Source organism: Desulfatibacillum alkenivorans DSM 16219 (assembly GCF_900142135.1).
GTDB classification, from domain to species: Bacteria; Desulfobacterota; Desulfobacteria; order Desulfobacterales; family Desulfatibacillaceae; genus Desulfatibacillum; species Desulfatibacillum alkenivorans.
Genome location: NZ_FQZU01000018.1, coordinates 509 through 19,463 on the forward strand (window position 1 = coordinate 509; position 18,955 = coordinate 19,463).

Here is an 18,955-nt window from a genome sequence, read left to right on the forward strand (position 1 = left end):
TGACGGGCAAAAAGCATGGACAGGCACGGGGGCCTGTCGCTACAAAAGCCAGGGCGTTTGGAGATGACGGGTTTTCCGTGACTTCCGTGGTTCAAAACAAACGTACAAATTGGGTGTTCAATTTTCAATCAGCCGGTATAAAAATTGATAACCATTTGAATTTAAAATTTTTTTATATGCATTCCCACGCACAGCATGGGAACGAGAGCAAAGGACGAAGACCTTGGATTCCCGACAAGGACATTCGGGAATGACGGCCCCCCATCCTGTCCTTCCCCCCGGAAATGGGGGGAAGGGATCATGATTCCCGGGCTCCGGTTTATAATTCAGATCTTAGCCCCAGGTTTAAGTAGCTGATATCAGATTGTTACTTCCAAACTCGAAGGTGGAATAGTTCCTTGTTTCTAATCCAACCGGGCCTTAGTCGAAAGCCTCGGAGGTCTTCCAAACCTCCCAGACCTTGCCCACCAGATCCGGGCCGGGCTTGAGTGTCTGTTTGCCGGGCTTCCAGCCGGAAGGCGTGGCTTCCGTTCCCTTGCTCTGGCGCACGGTCTGGAAAGCCTGAACCTGGCGAAAGGATTCCGACACGTTCCTGCCCACGGGCGGAGTCAGCACCTCGTAGCCCTGGACCACGCCGTCGGGATCGATGATAAAACGGCCGCGGGTTTCCACTCCGCCGTCCTCGTCGTAAATGCCGTACATGGTTCCCACTTTTCCGCCGGCGTCCGACAGCATGGGGAAGGGAACCCCGCCCTCCACCATCTTGGAAAGCTCGTGATCATCCCACATTTTGTGCACAAACACGCTGTCCACGCTCATGGAAAGAATCTGCACGCCCAGCTTTTCAAATTCCGCATTCTTCTCGGCGACCGCCGAGATTTCAGTCGCTCAGACAAAGGTGAAATCGCCCGGATAAAAGCACAACAGCACCCATTTGCCCAAATATTCGGATAATTGCACCGTAACAAACTCACCCTTTAAATAAGCCGGAGCCGTAAAATCCGGAGCTTTTTTGCCTACCTTGATCATGCCTGCCTCCTTGCTTTTTGCCTGGATTGTTGGTTGCGGTGACGCCGTTTCCTTCGCCTCTTCCCCCACGGGCCCTCCTGTGGGGCGGGCGCAACCGGGGCTGAATTCCTTGGGCATAGGTTCCTCCTATGGTTTATATTGGTATTTATGATTCTTTGCGCGCTCTTGCCAAGATTTTGTCTATGATACGCCGCCTCTCCTTTTCAAGGCAAGAAAAAATGACACTCATTCCTAATTAGTTATGGGACTTTCTTGACCTGAGCCTGATGGGTTCATATACTTGCTGAAAAGGAACAATTTAGAGGGTTGGCGAGGACTCTATGACTAAATTTACCGGCATCAATCATTTGGCAATGGCCACAGGCGATATGGAAAAAACCATACGCTTTTGGAGAGACCTGTTGGGGATGCGTCTTGTGGCAGGCTTGGGCAGGCCCGGCTTACGGCATTATTTTTTTGAAATCAGCGAGAATGACTGCATCGCTTTTTTTGAATGGGACGGCGTGGAGCCGGTCGAGAAAAAGGACCACGGCTATCCGGTTCGCGGGCCGTATGTTTTTGATCATGTTTCCATCGGCGTGGAAACGGAAAAGGAGTTGTACGACCTGAAAGACAAGCTGGAGGCGGCCGGGTTTCCCGTTACCGACGCCATGGATCATGGCTTCATCCATTCCATATACGCCTTTGACCCCAACGGAATTCCCATCGAGTTTTCCTGGCCGGTTCCGGGCAGGGATATTAGAAAAACTCCGGTGTTGGTGGATAGGGGCCCTTCGGAAACCGCCCTGGAAGGGCCGGACCCGCAGCCCGGGCAATGGCCTGAGGTCTCCAAACCCACGCCGCAGGATTGGCGGGTCGCTTTCGCCGGCGCGGGCATGGATCTTTTTGAAAAGCCCAACCATTTTGAAAAAAAGGGAGAAAATTGAGTTTTTTGACTTGAATCAAGGACAGCCAGGGCTATCAGGTGTAGATTTCACCCGTCAAGGCATTGAAAACGGCTTTTTAAATGAGGAGGTTCGCAACATGAAGCACCTGAACATTATTGAAGTGAACGACTTCAACGACCTGAGCCTGAGCAAATACTTGGTTCACGATTCACCGTACTTCAAGATCCTCAACTTCAATTTCAGAGCCGGGCAAAAGCTGCCCATTCACTCCCATCAGATCGACGGCCAGCTTTCCATATTGGTTCTGGAAGGGGAGGGCGAGTTCCTGGGAGGCGAAGGCGCAGCCATTCCCGCCAAGCCGGGAGACATCCTCATCTCCGAGATTTCGGAACCCCACGGCATTAACGCCCTTACGGACATGCGCGTGCTTGTGACCATAGCGCCCCCTATCTGAGTCGCCCGTCAGGAAAGGACTGGGTGCGGGTTGACAATCGGGCCTGTTTTGTGACGCCGGTACGCTGTTATGAATAAGAATTCCTCCAATCACACCCCCAGAGAAACCTGGGGAAGTAAAATCGGTTTCATCGCCGCCTGCATGGGCGCTGCCATCGGCCTGGGCAATATCTGGCTTTTTCCCTGGCGGTTGGGGCGCTACGGCGGCGCCGCTTTTTTAATCCCCTACCTGTTGTTCGTCTTCGGACTGGTGCGGTTCGGCTTGGCCGCGGAACTCGCCCTGGGCCGCAGGGAGCAGCGGGGGCCCATGGGCGCCCTGTCCCAGGTTTTCGGACGCTTGCATCCCGGTCTTGGCAAGCTGTTGGGGCTGGTTCCCGTGCTGGCCGTATCGGGCATCCTGGTGTTTTATTCCATCGTGTTGGGATGGATCATCCGGTACTTCTGGCTTTTTATCAGCCACGACCTTTCCGGCTCCGATTTTTCCGCCTTGTTCGGGAGTTTTGCAGGCAACACAGCTTCCATGCCCTGGCACGTCCTGGCCATAGGCCTAACCGCGTTTATCGCCGCCCAGGGGGTGCAATCCGGCCTGGAGCGCATCAACAAGGCGGCCATGCCTTTATTGTTCGGAATACTCGCCATTCTCCTGGTGCGCAGCCTGACCCTGCCCGGGGCTCTGGAGGGCCTTGCGTTTTTAACCAAACCGGACTGGAAATGCCTGTGGGACATCCAAACCTGGATCATGGCCCTGGGCCAGAGCTTTTTCACGGTCAGCCTGGGAGGCATGCTCATCTACGGCAGCTATTTGGACGAAGGCATGGACATCCCCAGCGCCTCGCTGGCCACCGCCGTCATGAACAGCCTGGCTTCCTTTCTGGCCGCCTTTGTGATCATCCCCGCAACCTTTGCCTTTGGCGTGGACGCCGCAGCCGGGCCGGACCTGATGTTCGTAACCATGCCCCGGATTTTCGACGTCATGCCCGGAGGACGGGTGTACGGCGCCTTGTTTTTCTTCAGCGTGATTCTGGCGGGATTGTCGTCGGCCTTGAATCTGGTGGAAGTTCCCGTGGAAGCGTTGATGGATCAGCTAAAGCTGCCGCGCAAAAAAGCGGCGGTTTTGGTCGCGTGCATCGCCTTGGGGATCGGATTGTACCTGGATCTCAATATGGGCGTATTTGAAAAATGGGTGGATCTTTTTACCATTTACATGCTTCCCGCCGGAGCGTTGATCATCGCCGTGGGCCTGTTTTGGATTCTGGGAGCCGACGCCGCCCTCAAGGCCATAAACACCGGATGCAAAAAGCCCTGGACCCGCGGCCTGATCAAGTACCTTTCCTGGGTTTTCGTGCCCGTCTGCCTTATTGTCTGGATCCTCGGCATGGCCTTGGGAGGGATAGGGTAAGGCTCCGTTAAGACAGACATGCCATTCAGCCTGAGCAAAGGCTTCTTTCCATTCACACCACGAAAAGTTTTGATATCCGGTAGTTTTCAATTTCGTGTTTTCGGTGTTTTTCGTGGTTAAAATGCTGACTTTCAGGCTTGGAATAAATCTTCGGGGGCTGAAAATAACAAACGCCGCATGATCGAAATCATGCGGCGTTTTGTTAGGCTGGTGCCGAGGGACAGAATCGAACTGCCGACACGCGGATTTTCAGTCCGCTGCTCTACCGACTGAGCTACCTCGGCTTGGCCTTATGTCTTTGCCGGTTTGCGTTACCGCCAAAGTGGGACCGTATATAGGAGTTTGAGCCGAAGATGTCAAGGAGAAAATCCGCTCTGGTTAAGAATTTGTTTGATCTTTTATCTGCTGGCCGGGATTGGCCGTTTTACGCCTGAAAGCGACGCACGGCAATTGGTTTGGAGCCGATCCCTCTCTCACGATCAAATCCTTCTTTTGCTCTTGTATTATTTAATAATTCCAGGTTCTAACGCGAAAATAAGCCGCTTTTTGCGGGCGGGGCCGGTTTCGCCGCCGCCGCCCGCCAGTCAAGGACATTTTCAGGAAATCCCGAAAAAAATTTTCCCTTCCCAAAGGCCGATCCAGACATTTTTTGAAAAAAAGTTCAGTCTTTTGCTTACGAAGCGCCCGGCAAGAATTTTCCCGGACCCGGGTCCAAGCAATCAGGTATTGCGGATAAAATCCCTGGGCCGGAATTCCTCCAGCGTCAAGGCCTCGCCTGGGCAGGTGGACACGCAATTGCCGCAGCCGAAGCAGCTTTCCAGGTCGATGACGGCCACGTCCTGGCACTCGATGGCGTGAAACTGGCAACGGTCCACGCAGGTTCCGCAGCCCAGGCACGCATCCTCGTCCAGCTTCACCCGGAATCGGGACGGCGCAAAGGCTTCATACTTCACCTGATTGACGGCAAAGAGCCCCGTGCAGCAGCACGAGCAGCAATTGCACAAAGCCACGTCCGATTTGACGTTATTGCGGGTCATATGCACCAGCCCTGCGTCCTCGGCGGCCTTGAGCTTGGCTAAGGCGTCCTTTGTGGTGATTTCCGCGCCGATCCCGCGCTCCAGGGCTTCCTGGCCGAATTTGTTGATCAGCATGCAAATGTGGGCGTCCTCGGGCGCCGGGCAATCCGGGCTTTTGTTCAGACGATGCCGCGTGGCCCGGCAAACGCACGGAATGGCCACGATCTGCCGGGCGTTTTCTATGATGTTTCGCGCTGAGTCCTCGTCCAAAACCGTGGAGCGCGTATCCACCGCAGCCTCCACCGGGATGGTCCGCATCATGGGCGGCACGTTCAGTTTTTTCCATGTGGGGAAGATTTCCGGCATTTCCCGGCGGATCATGTGGTCCCACAACTCCACCATATCCATGTTGATTCCCGGAGTGAGCAGCACCGCGTCCCGCAATTCGATCAGACCGGGATACAGTACGTAAACTTCTTCTTCCGCTTGCACTTTCTGGTTTTTACAAATCGCCCCAAAATGGCGAAGGACCTTAAGGATGTTTCTCACGTCCTCCACCGGAACGCCGGTTTTTTCGGACAACTGCGGGGCGTCGCCCGGAAGGGCGGCGGCCACCTTTTGTTTTTCTTCGGTGTCAAACAAGGTGGAAAGGATGGTCCCAAGGGTTTCCGATTTGGGATAACCCAATTTTTTTGCATAAAACTTTAAGGGTTCCGGTGTTTGCATTTGTTCTCCTGATTTGTATTAATCGAACATGTCCAGGGCGTGCCTGATTTCTCCAAGCACGGGCTCCTGAGCTTTTGGGGCGAATCCTTCCAGAGCCTGTTTGGCCTTTTCTCCGCCGATCCTGCCCAGGGCCCAGGCGATCATGCCTAAAACCCGCTCGTCGTCATGCTCGCCAAAGGCTGTGACCAGGTCGTCCACGTACATCGGGTCCAGGGTGTTGCCCATGACCCGGGCCACGTTCATCTTCCAGCGCCAGATATGCTCGTAGCCCATATAAAACATGTGGGGCCAGATTTTGGTCTCAAAATACTCCTTGTCCATGTGCAGGAGCTTGGGCAGTTCAAAGTCTCCGGCTTTGGCGACGACTTTTGGATTGACGGGCAGGTCTTTGGCCAGCCAGGGGGCGTTGCGCGGGCACACATTCTGACAGCGGTCGCAGCCGTATACGAAAAGCCCCATGGCTTCCCGAATTTCCATTGGCGTGATGCCCCTTCCGTAATAGCTGAGAAAGGAGATGCACTTGCGCGGATCCAGCCTGCCGTTGCCTTTTAAGGCTTTGGTGGGGCAGGCGGCGATGCAGGCGTTGCGGCACCAGTCCGGGCACCCGAATCGCATGGTCGGCTCGTCCGCTTCAAATTCCTGGTCCACCACCACGGCGATGGGAAAATTAAAGGAGCTGCGCGCCTCGGCCTTGCGGGAGTAAAACAGGCAGTTCTTGCCAAGGGTTCCCAGACCGGCCCGGGTGGCGGCGCCCCGATGGGGGAGGTTAAAAGGAACCTTGGAGTTGATTCCGGCGTCCCGCAGGAAGCTCCTGAAAGCCTTGATGCGCAGGGCCAGGCCGTCCTTGGTCACCCGGTCGTCATCCAGATAGCAGCGTCCGAAATGGCGCTCCATGGAAGGGGGGAAGGCCTTTTGGAAATACCCCTCCAGCAGCACGATGATGGACTTGCCTTCCGGCATGACGGAGGCGGGATCCGTACCCTTTAACAAGGATAGGCCCATTTTTTCAGCCCAGCCGTATTCCTCCTGGTGGGCCTCCAGGTATTCTTTGGAATTGTCGAAAGGCTCCATGGTGGTGATTCCCACGTCCACGAATCCATTGTCATAGGCGGCTTGCATCACGTCTTGTTTGGTGATCACGTTTGTCTCCTTGGCGAAAAAATTAGGGATGTCTTGGGCGGATTATTCCACCATCGCCGACCCGTTTTGGTTGAAGATGCGGCGGGAAATTTTCAGCGCTTGAGGAAACTCCCGAACCCCGGACGAAAGGCTTGAGACCGCTCCTTCTCCCTTTCGATCCATGCGTTTTAATTATACATGCTTCCTGCTCTAAAATAAAGAGCGCTCGTTAGAATTTTTTGTATAACCTTTTATTTCCCCGCTTAATTTAAACCTGCAATTAAATATACCGCTTGGTATAGTATCCGAAAAATCCCCTTGATTGTCAACGCAAATTCAAGCCTCAACCGGGCGCGCGCAGACGCCCCTGCAAGCCAGGCGTTGCTAATTTTTCGGGGCTGTTTTTTCGGCTTGGCGTTTTTTCTTCTGATTTTCAAGATGAAATCTTGTGGTTTGATACGATCATTCTTGTAAAATGGCGTCGACATCTGATATGAACCGAAAAATTGATATTCGGTTCCCAGCATCTTAAACAGGAAAGGATCATGAGTCCATGAAATCCGATAAAGCCACTCCTTTGCTTATTGTCATCGCTGTTTTGCTGATCGCCAACCTGGCCGCCACGGCCTGGGTGGCGGTTAAAGTCTCCTCGCCATCCACACACGTCAGCGGGGAGCAGCCTGGGGAAGTCCTGCCTGATTTCATCACCAAGGACGTTAAGAAAAAGATCTTCAATGATTTTCAGGCTGCTTATAATAGCGGGAGCCATGACGCCTTTTATAATTTATTCAGTGATTTGGCCAAAGCGCAAATTGACGAGGAGGCGTTGGGAGGAACCCACGATCAACTGTTGTCCTCGCTCGGAAAAGTGGAGGACGGTGTGTATTCCCACTATAATTATGTGCAAAGGCAAGGAAATTTAAAAGTCTTTGTTTTATATTACGCTGTCAAACTGCCGGATTCTCTCTTAGGCAATGCGGGCGAGGTGAAAATCACCATTTCCGTTGATGACGAAGAATACGGCATTTTGGGCGCCCACTTGTTTTCCAACTCCCAAGGATGATACGTCTCTTTTTCAGAGCGCGGGAACCGGAAAGACTCCGTTCCGGATTTCTTAACGCCTGCAAAACAGCCATGCATTATTTTTTCGCATCTAAACAGAATCGTTCATTTTTTCGGCGCTGATTGCTGCGGCTTTCAGCGCCGCTGCAGCATGGATCCAGGACGGCGTTAAAACCGTTGTTGATTCTCCCTGCTTGTGCTAAATTTTGCCATTAAATGAAAATGCAGGCGCGGGGCTCGTATTGCGTTTTGAAAGACGCAAGGCCGCCCGCGGCCCTGTGTTTGTTTTCCGGTCGTTCTTCCAGGAAAAAAATCCACTTCCACACAAGAAGGATGCAATGAAAGTTTTCATCAGCTACACCCAGCAGGATAAAAAGCACGCCGACCTCATTGCGGACAAACTGCGCGGCGCCGGGCATGAAGTCTGGTACGACGGATGGAAGATCAAGGCCGGGGACAACCTGCTGGAAAAAATCAATCAGGGTGTGAAGGAGGTTGACGCCTTCATCATCATTATCAGCAAGGACTCCCTGAGCTCCAAGTGGTCCATGCACGAGTATTCGGCCCTGGCTTTCGGCGAGCTGTCCAGCCCCTCCACCCGGATCATCCCCGTCCTGGTGGATAAAAGCACGGTGCCCCAATATCTGGCCCGATACCAGTACGTGGACTTGTCCGAAAACCTGGACCGGGGCCTGAACGAGGTCCTGGGCTTTTTGTCAGACAAGCCGCCGGCCGCCAAAATAGGGGAGGGCAGGGAAAGGACCTACGCCCAGGCCATCGCCGCCCTGACCCGGGCGCTAAACGCCGGGAGGCTGTCTTTGTTTTGCGGCGCGGGGGCGTCCATAGGCGCGGGCATCCTATCATGGGACAATTTGCTGCTTATGCTGCTGGAGTCCATGATGATCCGCATGTCCAGGAAGCATTCCCTGTCCGTGGAGGAAGTGGATCCCATGGAGTTCCAAAGAAGCTACAGCCCCTCCGCCCTGGTGGTTGGAAAATACCTCAAAACCAACCTGGGCAACGACTTTCTGCCCCAGCTTCGCGACGCCCTGTACTCCAAGAATCCCAAGTCGTGCGCCATCATCGAAGCCATTGTGGATCTGGCCCGGCCTCAACGGGACGGCAAACCGCTGGACTCCATCGTGACCTTCAATTTCGACGGTCTGATCGAAGAGGCTTTGTCCGCCAATAACATCCGGCACATCGCCATTTACGAAGAGGGCATGCGCTATAGTTGCAGCGAGCTGCCCATTTACCACGTCCACGGATACCTGCCGCGCAAAGGGAGAATCAAAAAGAACACGGACGTGGTGTTCTCGGAGGACGCCTATCACAACCAGTTCATCGATCCCTTTTCGTGGTCCAACCTGATTCAGTTGAACAAGCTGAGCCAAAACACCTGCCTGTTCATCGGCCTGAGCTTGAACGATCCCAATTTGCGCAGGCTGCTCGACGTGGCCTACCGGAAAAACCCGTCCCGGGAGCTGAATCACTACGTCATCAAGAAGATTCCCAGCCATTCCGAAGGAACCATCAACAGCCTGGCCCTTCTCCTGGAAGAGCAGGACGCCAACGAACTGGGCCTCAACGTGGTCTGGGTCAGGGAATACTCCCACATCGCGCCGTTTCTCACGGAAATCGCCGGCGCCAAAGCCTAACTGCGGAACTGCATAACTGCATAACTGCATAGCAGCATAACTACATAACTACGCGCCTCCGGCGGCAAACTTTTGAAAAAGTTTGATCAAAACTTTTTAAATGGCGCTGCGCGCAGGGCGTATGCCAAAAATTGGGGATCGGGTAGGCCAGCAGCGGCAGAGCAGTATTCTGCCGGGGTGCGGAGCGCAATAAGAGCGGCCGTCAATAAAAACAGGATTCAAGCAATGCCTCCCGTCCGCCTGACACCGAAATTTCAAAATACGTTTTAGGCCGCACCTTATGTTGCTAAAGCAACCCTGGCAGCAAACAACGCTGCCAGGGCCACCCAAAAGAAGGGGCCGCCCGGTTGCATTGCAGCCTGCCCCCCCCGTGGGCGCCAGTTTGACGCGCAAGCGCGTCCATGGCAGGCACGGGGGCCTGCACTACATTGTCGTGAGGAGCGGCGTTGGGCGTTCTGCGCAGGGCAAGCCTTAGAACTTACACTGTTTTAGGGAAATATTGCCCTGAATTATTCTCCGGTGCGTTCCGGCCAGCCTCGGCGACCCAACCCGGGTGGCCCAGGCAAGGCAGTTTTTGCCTGGGTCCGACAGGACAAAAGGAACGGCCTAGGGGGTGGTAGAAATCCCTGAATTTACGGCGAGCGGACGATTTATCCAAAACCATGAAACAAAATCAGGGATTCAAGCAATGCCTCCCGTCCGCCTGACACCGAAATTTCAAAATATGTTTTAGGCCGCACCTTATGTTGCTAAAGCAACCCTGGCAGCAAACAACGCTGCCAGGGCCACCCAAAAGAAGGGGCCGCCCGGTTGCATTGCAGCCTGCCCCTTCTGTGGGCGCCTTATTGACGCGCAAGCGCGTCCATGGCAGGGCAAGCCCTGAAACTACGCTGCATTGGAAAATTTTTTGCCTTAGTCCTTCTCCGTCGCGTTTTGGCTAACTGCGGTATGTCATGATAGGGCGGTGTTTACTCGATTTCTTCCCCTTTACGCAGAATTTCAATAATCATTTTTTTTTGTTTTATCGCTTCAGACCAAAAAGAATATAAAACTAAAGCACAGATTGGGAGCAACATTCCGAGTGAAAAAATCAGGGCGGGAAGCGCCTGTGCTGCACCACTAAAAAGACCGGAGCACACACCCCTTATAAAATAGTAAAAGACGCAATACCAGATGCATAAGAATGCAATGGCGACTGGAGGAAGCGTCATACGAACTTCCACTTGACCGCCCGTGTTTCCGGTCGGAAATTTTCCGGAAACATTCGGCTGAAAGGAGTTTAAGTAGGAAAGGATTCGCTTGATTCTAAAACCCTCTTGAGAAACCTTTCCTTCAAAGGGTTTGTTTTCTTTGAAATATACATGGAAAAATGTTCTGGCTTCGACTTGGGATTTAAATAGGGCGACCAGTTCGTCGCGAGATAATTTTGTATCAATATGGAATTTGTCGTAAGGCCATAACTTCACGGATCACTCCTATATTTTTTAGCAAATTATTCGGATTGGATTAAATAAGAAAACAATAAATGGTTCCGATCAAGACTGTCCAACCGCCTAACTCATTGATTTCAATATGCTTTCACGGACGCATCTACTGTTGCTTCGCAACCCCATTAGGGCGCATGTACGTCCTGAATTCGCCATTAATACAGCCTTCTGGCGTTGATTTCCGGAAAGCCGGCCTTCATGATTTTATCGGCGGCTTTTTGGATGTTGTAGGGGACGTAGCAGATGGTCAGGGCGTTCATTTTGGTGTCCCAGATCACGTATTTGGCGTTGTTGTCGCCGTCCCGGGGCTGGCCCACGCTGCCTACGTTGACGATGGTCTTGCGGTTGTCCAGAAGCCAGCCGCCTTCCAGCAGGGGGTAAGTAATGACGTTGTGGCCGTCAAAGGCGACCAGGTCCAGGCTGTGGGTGTGGCCCACAAAACACAGCTTGTAAGGGACCGAATCCCACATGCGGGATATGGCGCCCTGGTCCGCTTCAAACAGATATTTGTGGATGGAGTCGGGCGGAAAGCCGTGCACGCCCAAAGCGCCGTGAAACTCGATGTTCACGGGCCATTTTCTGATGCGCTCCACGCTTTCGGGCTTGAGCATTTTACGGGTGAGCAGGGCGGTTTTCTTGGCCTGAGGGTTGAAATAATGTAAAATGTCGTCGTCGTATACGGCTTCTTCGTGGTTTCCCAGGATGGAGGGGATTTTATTCTCCCACAGAAGCTGAAGGACGGGTTCGGGGTCGGCGCCGTACCCCACCACGTCGCCCAGGCACACGCAGGCGTGTACATTGCGGATTTGCATATTTTCCAGGACAGCCGTAAATGCTTCCAGATTGGCGTGAATATCAGAAATAACAGCAATTCGCACAGTCGCCCGCCCTTGAAAAATTATGGTTGAATGATTTAGGCCTTGACAAGAAAGGCTATTTTCCTTACATACCGCTTTTTATGTTGTGGTGTCTACCGAATATAGGCCCGCACCAGCTAACGAAAGTGAAAAATAAATAAATCGGCGATTGAAAAAACAACGCCGGCCAAGGAGGATGCAACATTGGCGAATCATAAGTCCGCTTTGAAAAGAGCAAAACAGAACACCATCAAGCAAATACGCAACCGTTCCTACAAGACCCGTCTCAGGAATATGGTCAAGAAGGTCAACCAGGCTGTGGAAGCCCAGTCCGCCGATGAAGCCAAAGCTATTTTGGTGGAAACTCAGTCGATCATCGATAAGTGCGCTAGCAAGGGCGTTATCCACAAAAACACCGCTTCCAGGAAGATTTCCCGCCTTGCCAAAAAGGTAGAGGCCCTGGCCGGTTAGGTTACCGAACTTGTAGTGAATGGGTGCGGCGGCTGCGCTGCATGGCCAGGCTTCAAACCCTTGGCCGACATGGCAGCGCGCCGACCGATACCCCATTAAAATCCTTCAAAATATGCTTCCATCCGATGGCGGATCTTCATAGCCAGGCGCGTGGTCAACACCGACAACGCCTGGTTTTTGTTTGCCTGGGTGGCCGCCAGGTTTCCGCTCACCACCTGATAGGTCTCGTGTTCCGAAATCTTGTCGTCCGCCCACAACACCCGGCCGTCTTCATCAAGCAGTTCCAGAGACAAAATCATTCTCACCCTGCGCAGGGCTGAATCCCCGGACGACCTGCGCGCTGCATTTTCATCCAACAAAGACTCGATGGACCCCGCCAAAAGCACGTTGGCCTCGGCGCGGCTGTGGGCCAGGGTGAATTTTTGCTCCCGGGTGAACTCCCTTATCAGGCCGTTTGTTATCATGGTTTCCAGGCCGGTTTCGGCTGTTTCGTTATCCAAAACCGGTATGAAAACCGTCCGCACGGGGTCGCCGGGCCTGGCGCCTCCGGAAAAATGATATCCGCAGGCGCACAGGCTTAATATCAATACGGGTAAAACCAATCGCAAAAGAGCCTTTTGCATGGGCCGGTCCCTGAACCTTTCCTGCAGCGGCTAAACCACTACATTGACCAGTTTGTTCTTGACCACAATCACCTTGCGAATGGGCTTGCCGCCCATGAACTTCCGGACCTTTTCATCGGCCAGAGCCATTTCCTTGATCTTTTCGTCCTCCGTGTCCAGGGGCACATTCAGCTTGCTGCGCAGCTTGCCGTTGACCTGAAGCACCACAACCACCTCATCGGCGGTCAGGGCGTCTTCCCGCCACGCGGGCCATGGGGTTTCCAAAACGCACTGGGTTTTTCCGAACATGCTCCACAGCTCTTCGGTAAAATGGGGCGTCATGGGCGAAATCAGCAGGATGACCGCTTCCACGGCGGCGCGAAGCACGCCGGCCCGTTTTTCGTCCTGCAGGTCGTCGTCCAGGCCGTAGACCATGTTCACCAGTTCCATGACCGCGGCAATGGCCGTGTTAAAATGGAACCTGCCGTCAATGTCTTCGGTGACCTTTTTAATGGTCTGGTGGGTTTTTTTGTACAGGTCCTTTAAGTAGCCGTCCAGGTCGTCCGGGCTTCCCTCGTAGGGCTGCACGTCCTTGACCTCGTCCATATGGGCGGCGAACATGCGCCAGACCCTTTGGAGGAACCTGTAAGACCCTTCCACCCCTTCCTCGCTCCAGTCCAGGTCCCGTTCCGGAGGAGCGGCGAACAGGCAGAACAGGCGGATGGTGTCCGCGCCGTATTTCGCCAGCAGTTCTTCCGGGTCCACCACGTTCAATTTGGATTTGGACATTTTTTCCACACGGCCGGCTTCAACAATCTTGCCGCACTTGGTGCAGGTTCGTTCCTCGCCGTTTCCTTCCACTTCGTGGGGGAACAGCCAGCCGTGTTCGGGGCACTTGAGGGTTTCCTTGCAGACCATGCCCTGGGTCAGGAGCCGGGTAAAGGGCTCTTTAAAGTCCACCAGGCCGAAGTCGTTCAGCACCCGGGTGAAGTAGCGGGAGTAGAGCAAGTGCATGACCGCGTGCTCCACCCCTCCGATGTATTGATCCACGGGCATCCAGTATTTGACCGCATCCACGTCGAACATTGCGTCGTCGCATTTGGGGCTGCAGTAGCGTTCCGGATACCAGCTTGACTCCACAAAGGTGTCCATGGTGTCGGTTTCGCGCCGGGCGTTTTCGTTTCCGCACTGGGGGCAGGTGGTCTTTACGAACGAATCCAGTTCGGACAAGGGCGACTTGCCGCCTTCCAGCAGGTTGGCGTCCTCGGGCAGAATCACGGGCAGCTGGTCTTCGGGCACGGGCGCAATGCCGCAGTCCGGGCAGTGGATCATGGGAATGGGAGCGCCCCAGTAGCGCTGCCGGGAGATGCCCCAGTCGCGAATGCGGTACTGGACCGTCTTTTTGCCCATGTCGTTTTCGTCCAGGTATTGGGCGATGGCCTCCATGGCGTCGGTGTTTTTCATGCCGTCAAATTGGCCGGAATTCACCAGCACGCCCGGGTCCGTATAGGCTTCGGTCATGGTTTCGGGCGAAAGCGCCTCGCCTTCGGGCTGGATGACCACGATTTTTTCCAGGCCGTATTTGGTTGCAAACTCAAAGTCCCTCTGGTCGTGCGTGGGAACCGACATGACCGCGCCGGTGCCGTATTCCATGAGGGCGAAGTTGGCCGTATAGATTTCCATGGTCTTGCCGGTCAGGGGATTGATGCATTGGGCGCCAATGGGCACGCCTTCCTTTTCCTTGTCGTCCGCGGTGCGTTTGGCCTTGTCCTGCTTGGCCATGCGGGAGACGAATTCCTGGACGACGGCCTCCTGGGCCGTGCCTTTGCTCAACTCCTCAACCAGAGGATGCTCGGGCGCCAGGCACATAAAGGTGGCGCCGCACAAGGTGTCGGGCCGGGTGGTGAAGACCTTGATTTTTACGTCGCTGTCCTTGACGGAAAAGAGGATTTCGGCGCCGTGGCTTTTGCCGATCCAGTTTTTCTGCATGGTGACGACCTTTTCGGGCCATCCGGGCAGTTTGTCGCAGTGCTCCAGCAGATCGTCGGCGTAGTCCGTAATCCGGAAGAACCACTGCTTCAGCTTTTTCTGCTCCACCTCGTCTCCGCAGCGCCAGCACATGTTCTGCTCCACCTGCTCGTTGGCCAGAACGGTCTGGCAGGTATGGCACCAGTTGACGTTGGCTTCCTTGCGGTAGGCCATGCCTTTTTTGAACATCTGCACAAAGAGCCATTGCTCCCAGCGGTAATAGTCGGGCTTGCAGGTGGCGATTTCGCGGTCCCAGTCGTAGGAAAAGCCCATGGCTTTCAACTGGGCGCCCATGGCTGCTATGTTTTCGTAAGTCCACTTGGCAGGATGGGTGTTGTTTTTGATGGCCGCGTTTTCGGCGGGCATGCCGAAAGCGTCCCAGCCCATGGGGTGAAGGACGTTAAAGCCCTGCATCCTCTTAAAACGGGCCACCACGTCGCCGATGGAGTAGTTGCGAACATGCCCCATATGGATTTTTCCGGACGGATAGGGAAACATTTCCATAAGAAAATACTTCTCTTTGGAGGGGTCTTCCTTCACTTTGAACAGTCCGGCGGCGTCCCAATGGGCTTGCCATTTGCCTTCTATTTTTTTGGGGTCGTAGCGTTCATCCATGCCAAAATGCCTTTCACATACAGGGGCTTAAGAGAGTTGTCAGCAATATAAACCGGGTTGGTCCCTCCCGGCGTTCCATAGTCAGGGGGCAATGCTATCACCTTTCATCCATGCCACAACTCAGGGCGTTTGGCAAGGAGCAGGCTTTTATTTCGTCATGTTATAACCCCCAGAATTCCGTTGACTTCATTGCGTTTTATTTCTATCTAATAGGCAAGCAAGAAAGAACCTTAACCATAATGAAAGTTTAACGCCAATGACAACAAGGATTCTTGTAAATGCGGTAGACCCGGAGGAGTGCCGCATCGCGATTGTCAAAGACAACAATCTTGAAGGATTTCATATAGAAACCGCCGCCCGGGAAATCACCCGCGGCAATATATACAAGGGCGTCATCGCCCGGGTGGAGCCTAGCCTTCAGGCCGTGTTTGTGGACTACGGAGCAGAGCGTCACGGATTTTTGCAGAAAAACGAAATTCACAGCGACTATTTTATGGACACCAATTCCGGGGACACGGCCATTAAAAACCTGCTTAAGCCGGGCATGGAGCTTTTGGTTCAGATCACCAAAGACCCTGTGGATAAAAAAGGGGCCATGCTCACTACCTTCATCTCCCTGGCCGGCCGCTATGTGGTGCTCATGCCGGGCAGCAAGACCCGGGGCGTGTCCCGGAAGATCGAGGAGGAGGAGGAACGGGTCCGCCTGAAAAAGATCCTGGATTCCTGCAAGATTCCCGAGGGATTCGGGGTGATTGTCCGCACCGTGGGCAAAAAGGGCACCAAGTCCGTCATTTCCCAGGACATCAAGCACCTGCTCAGGCTTTGGAAGACCATCAACAAAAAGGGCATTGAAGAAAAGGCCCCGGCTCTGCTCAATAAGGAGCAAAGCCTCGCCATTCGCTCTTTGCGGGACAACTTCAATGCGGACATAAGCAGCATCCTGGTGGACGATCCCAACGCCTACGAGGAAATCAAGGAGTTTATGTCCGTCATCGCGCCCCGCAGAAAAAAAGTGGTGCGCTTGCACAAAGAGGAGCGGCCCATATTTTCCAAGTATCAACTGGAAATGCAGATCGCCTCCATTTTTGAGAGCAAAGTCAACCTGAAATCCGGCGGAAGCATTGTAATCCATCCCACGGAGGCCCTGGTATCCATTGATGTGAACTCAGGCAAGTCCACCAAGGAAGCGTCGGTGGAGAAAACCGCCCTCAAGACCGATCTGGAAGCGGCCGAGGAAATCGCACGGCAACTGCGCTTGCGCGACCTGGGGGGCTTGATTGTGGTGGATTTTATCGATATGCGGGACGCAAAGAATCGTACGGCCGTTGAAAAGGCCATGCGCCAGCACGCCAAACTGGACAAGGCGCGCATGAAAATCGGCCGCATTTCCCAGTTTGGGCTTATGGAAATGTCTCGCCAACGCATAAGTCCTTCTATTGATTACGGAAGCTACCTTACATGCCCCCAATGCCGCGGCAAGGGCAGGGTGCCGTCCCTGGAAACCATGGCCCTGGATTTTCTGCGTAAGCTAAGGTCTCAGATCATCAAAGAAGGCGTTAAAAGCATGGAAGGCATGGTTCCGGCCAATGTGGCGGAGTACCTGTTGAACAAGAAGCGCCGGGAATTGAATGACCTGGAATTACGGCATGATGTGACCATAGTCATTAGGCCGGACAAAGGTCTTGTCCCAGGCGAATCCCATATTCACGCCGAAAAATAGGCTTGACGGTCTCTCCTTTTTTTTCTACTACTTCTCGACTTAAGCTCCAAAAGCCGTGTTCGTATTGGCGGGGGGACGCCATATGGTGAAAAACAGACTTTCAGAGAGGGAGACAAATGAGTTGGCATGATTTTATCGATGTGTTGATGCAGATCCTCACAACACAGACCGGATTATTCGCCTTGGACATCAAAATGGTGGCCATGTGGGCCATCGGGTTCTTTTTCATTTATCTGGCGGTGGCGAAGAAATATGAGCCGCTGCTGCTTTTACCCATTGGGTTCGGAATCGTGGCGGTGAACTTTCCCCATGTGCCGCTGATGGGTTTCAATGAAGCTGGCCATCGCCATCTTTTTGAAATATTCTATCACTACGGGGTGGAATGGGAAGTCATCCCCTGCGTGATCTTTTTGGGCCTTGGCGCCATGACCGACTTCGGGCCTCTGATCGCCAATCCGCGGACCATGGTAATCGGCGCCGGAGCGCAGCTCGGGGTTTTTATCACCTTCCTGGGCGTTTTATTCTTTGATTTTTCCTTGAGAGAAGCCGCTTCGGTCGGCATTATCGGAGGCGCGGACGGTCCCACCACCATTTACTTGACGGCCAAGCTGGCGCCGGACCTACTAGGGGCAAACGCCCTGGCGGCCTACTCGTATATGGCCATGGTGCCGCTGATTCAGCCGCCGATTGTCAGGCTCTTCACCACTAAAAAGCAACGCCTTATCCGCATGAAGCAGCTTCGGCCGGTTTCCAAGCTGGAAAAGACCATGTTCCCCTTGTCCGTATTCATGGTCATCTCCATCCTGATTCCGGCGGTCACCCCCCTGATGGGTATGTTGATGCTGGGCAATTTCATGCGTGAGTCCGGGGTTGTGGACAGGCTCTCCGAGACGGCGCAGAATTCGCTCATGAACATCGTAACCATTTTCCTGGGCATTTCGGTGGGCGCCACCATGTCAGGCGACAAGTTCCTCAGCGCCAAGCCTTTGATGATTTTCGGCTTCGGTCTGTTGGACTTCATGATCTGCACCATGGGCGGGGTGTTGACGGTCCACATCATGAACCTGTTTTTGAAAGACAAGATCAATCCCATCATCGGAGCGGCGGGCGTTTCGGCCGTGCCCATGGCGGCTCGCGTGGCCCAGGTCACGGGCCAGCAGGAAGACAAGCAGAACTTCCTGCTTATGCACGCCATCGGCCCCAACCTGGCCGGGGTTATCGGCAGCGCTGCTGCGGCCGGTATGTTCATCGCCATGTTCGGCTAATCAAAGGAGGGAATTTACAATGTTTGCAAATAAGAAGTATTCCGCTGGCAAGGCCCTCCTGGTTTTGGGGCTTTGTCTGGCAATAACCCTGGGCGGCTTCATGGCGCTGACCCCTGCAGCCGCTCACGCAAGCGGCCAGGCTGTGGAAAAGGCCGCTGACGCCGGAAATAAGCTCATTGACGGAAACAGCCGTCCCAGCGATCCGGATTTTGATTGGGGCATCGCCATTTACACCCTCATTATCCGGTTTGTGGGCATCTTTATTGTGTTGGGCGTCATCCAGGTGATCATGCAGGTCTCCGGGCGCATTTTTACGAACATAGACGCCAAGAAGAAGGCCCAGGCGTCAAAATAGCAGTGCGTTAAAACAGGCGCATCCCCTTGACAAACCAAGGCCTCCATGGCAAGACCCGCTCAGCGATAGTGCGGACAAGCCTGGAGAGCCGGTTTTGATAAACCATCCTGAGACCGGGGCGATTCCCGGTCTCAGGAAACCATAAAACCCCTAACTGAACACTCAAATCCCGCATTGAATACTAATCCAGCACCGGGGGGAAAGCG

General features: G+C 53.9%; 17 protein-coding genes and 1 tRNA gene. 10 read left to right on the forward strand and 8 right to left on the reverse strand.

The features are described 5' to 3' along the window. A partial coding sequence (locus BUE18_RS28315; RefSeq protein WP_211482814.1) for a hypothetical protein occupies nt 1-254 on the forward strand: 254 nt, incomplete at its 5' end. 166 nt (nt 255-420) lie between these two features. Here the strand turns inward: BUE18_RS28315 and prxU are convergent. After that, nucleotides 421-1,146, reverse strand: coding sequence for a thioredoxin-dependent peroxiredoxin (gene prxU, locus BUE18_RS14565; protein ID WP_083611036.1), 726 nt, complete (start codon nt 1,144-1,146; stop codon nt 421-423). 203 nt (nt 1,147-1,349) lie between these two features. Here prxU and BUE18_RS14570 point away from each other — a divergent pair, with 203 nt between their 5' ends. The 3 genes from BUE18_RS14570 (at nt 1,350) to BUE18_RS14580 (ending at nt 3,768) form a co-directional block, all read left to right on the forward strand. Then, complete coding sequence (locus BUE18_RS14570) at nt 1,350-1,955, forward strand: VOC family protein (RefSeq protein ID WP_073476845.1); 606 nt, start codon at nt 1,350-1,352, stop codon at nt 1,953-1,955. A 97-nt stretch (nt 1,956-2,052) separates the two neighbouring features. Beyond that, a complete protein-coding gene (locus BUE18_RS14575) occupies nt 2,053-2,370 on the forward strand; it encodes a cupin domain-containing protein (protein ID WP_073476846.1) in 318 nt (105 codons plus the stop codon). A 69-nt stretch (nt 2,371-2,439) separates the two neighbouring features. Continuing rightward, nucleotides 2,440-3,768, forward strand: a complete 1,329-nt coding sequence (locus tag BUE18_RS14580; protein ID WP_073476847.1) for a sodium-dependent transporter — start codon at nt 2,440-2,442, stop codon at nt 3,766-3,768. A gap of 208 nt (nt 3,769-3,976) precedes the next feature. Here the strand turns inward: BUE18_RS14580 and BUE18_RS14585 are convergent. The 3 genes from BUE18_RS14585 to BUE18_RS14595 form a co-directional block, all read right to left on the reverse strand. Beyond that, a tRNA-Phe gene (locus BUE18_RS14585) sits at nt 3,977-4,052 on the reverse strand. Between the two features lie 435 nt (nt 4,053-4,487). Then, the gene (locus tag BUE18_RS14590; RefSeq protein WP_073476848.1) at nt 4,488-5,510 is read right to left on the reverse strand and encodes a 4Fe-4S binding protein; all 1,023 of its coding nucleotides are present in this window, start codon (nt 5,508-5,510) and stop codon (nt 4,488-4,490) included. An 18-nt stretch (nt 5,511-5,528) separates the two neighbouring features. Further along, nucleotides 5,529-6,650 carry an epoxyqueuosine reductase gene (locus BUE18_RS14595; RefSeq protein ID WP_073476849.1) on the reverse strand — a complete coding sequence of 374 codons (1,122 nt, stop codon included), beginning with the start codon at nt 6,648-6,650 and terminating at the stop codon, nt 5,529-5,531. A gap of 532 nt (nt 6,651-7,182) precedes the next feature. Between BUE18_RS14595 and BUE18_RS14605 the strand changes: the two genes are divergently transcribed. Further along, on the forward strand, nt 7,183-7,692 hold the full coding sequence (locus BUE18_RS14605; RefSeq protein WP_073476851.1) for a hypothetical protein: 510 nt from the start codon (nt 7,183-7,185) through the stop codon (nt 7,690-7,692). Nucleotides 7,693-8,029: 337 nt separating this feature from the next. After that, a complete protein-coding gene (locus BUE18_RS14610) occupies nt 8,030-9,349 on the forward strand; it encodes a TIR domain-containing protein (protein WP_073476852.1) in 1,320 nt (439 codons plus the stop codon). Nucleotides 9,350-10,317: 968 nt separating this feature from the next. On the opposite strand, the gene BUE18_RS14615 is transcribed toward BUE18_RS14610, so the two are convergent. After that, a complete protein-coding gene (locus tag BUE18_RS14615; RefSeq protein WP_073476853.1) occupies nt 10,318-10,815 on the reverse strand; it encodes a hypothetical protein in 498 nt (165 codons plus the stop codon). Nucleotides 10,816-10,991: 176 nt separating this feature from the next. Continuing rightward, nucleotides 10,992-11,714 carry a metallophosphoesterase family protein gene (locus BUE18_RS14620; protein ID WP_073476854.1) on the reverse strand — a complete coding sequence of 241 codons (723 nt, stop codon included), beginning with the start codon at nt 11,712-11,714 and terminating at the stop codon, nt 10,992-10,994. A gap of 183 nt (nt 11,715-11,897) precedes the next feature. On the opposite strand from BUE18_RS14620, the gene rpsT reads away from it, so the two are divergent. Continuing rightward, nucleotides 11,898-12,164: a 30S ribosomal protein S20 gene (rpsT, locus tag BUE18_RS14625; protein ID WP_073476855.1), complete on the forward strand. Its 267-nt coding sequence runs from the start codon at nt 11,898-11,900 to the stop codon at nt 12,162-12,164. Between the two features lie 95 nt (nt 12,165-12,259). Here rpsT and lptE read toward each other — a convergent pair whose 3' ends face one another. Both lptE and leuS read right to left on the reverse strand, forming a co-directional pair. Continuing rightward, the gene (gene lptE, locus BUE18_RS14630; RefSeq protein ID WP_073476856.1) at nt 12,260-12,787 is read right to left on the reverse strand and encodes an LPS assembly lipoprotein LptE; all 528 of its coding nucleotides are present in this window, start codon (nt 12,785-12,787) and stop codon (nt 12,260-12,262) included. A 30-nt stretch (nt 12,788-12,817) separates the two neighbouring features. Next, nucleotides 12,818-15,409 (reverse strand): leucine--tRNA ligase, encoded by a 2,592-nt coding sequence (gene leuS / locus BUE18_RS14635; protein ID WP_073476857.1) that lies wholly within the window; start codon nt 15,407-15,409, stop codon nt 12,818-12,820. A 256-nt stretch (nt 15,410-15,665) separates the two neighbouring features. Between leuS and BUE18_RS14640 the strand changes: the two genes are divergently transcribed. From BUE18_RS14640 to BUE18_RS14650, 3 genes are all read left to right on the forward strand, one after another. Then, entirely contained in the window at nt 15,666-17,129 is a 1,464-nt protein-coding gene (locus BUE18_RS14640; RefSeq protein ID WP_073476858.1) for an Rne/Rng family ribonuclease, read from the forward strand. A 116-nt stretch (nt 17,130-17,245) separates the two neighbouring features. After that, nucleotides 17,246-18,394, forward strand: a complete 1,149-nt coding sequence (locus tag BUE18_RS14645) for a sodium ion-translocating decarboxylase subunit beta (protein ID WP_170868374.1) — start codon at nt 17,246-17,248, stop codon at nt 18,392-18,394. A gap of 19 nt (nt 18,395-18,413) precedes the next feature. Continuing rightward, nucleotides 18,414-18,749 (forward strand): hypothetical protein, encoded by a 336-nt coding sequence (locus BUE18_RS14650; protein ID WP_073476859.1) that lies wholly within the window; start codon nt 18,414-18,416, stop codon nt 18,747-18,749. The last annotated feature ends 206 nt before the right edge of the window (nt 18,750-18,955 follow it).

Coding starts and splice junctions, on each gene's coding strand:
- leuS (WP_073476857.1), bottom strand. CDS start 15,409: ATGGATGAACGCTACGACCCCAAAAAAATAGAAGGCAAATGGCAAGCC.
- lptE (WP_073476856.1), bottom strand. CDS start 12,787: ATGCAAAAGGCTCTTTTGCGATTGGTTTTACCCGTATTGATATTAAGC.
- BUE18_RS14640 (WP_073476858.1), top strand. CDS start 15,666: ATGACAACAAGGATTCTTGTAAATGCGGTAGACCCGGAGGAGTGCCGC.
- BUE18_RS14580 (WP_073476847.1), top strand. CDS start 2,440: ATGAATAAGAATTCCTCCAATCACACCCCCAGAGAAACCTGGGGAAGT.
- BUE18_RS14575 (WP_073476846.1), top strand. CDS start 2,053: ATGAAGCACCTGAACATTATTGAAGTGAACGACTTCAACGACCTGAGC.
- BUE18_RS14610 (WP_073476852.1), top strand. CDS start 8,030: ATGAAAGTTTTCATCAGCTACACCCAGCAGGATAAAAAGCACGCCGAC.
- BUE18_RS14570 (WP_073476845.1), top strand. CDS start 1,350: ATGACTAAATTTACCGGCATCAATCATTTGGCAATGGCCACAGGCGAT.
- BUE18_RS14650 (WP_073476859.1), top strand. CDS start 18,414: ATGTTTGCAAATAAGAAGTATTCCGCTGGCAAGGCCCTCCTGGTTTTG.
- BUE18_RS14645 (WP_170868374.1), top strand. CDS start 17,246: ATGAGTTGGCATGATTTTATCGATGTGTTGATGCAGATCCTCACAACA.
- BUE18_RS14605 (WP_073476851.1), top strand. CDS start 7,183: ATGAAATCCGATAAAGCCACTCCTTTGCTTATTGTCATCGCTGTTTTG.
- BUE18_RS14590 (WP_073476848.1), bottom strand. CDS start 5,510: ATGCAAACACCGGAACCCTTAAAGTTTTATGCAAAAAAATTGGGTTAT.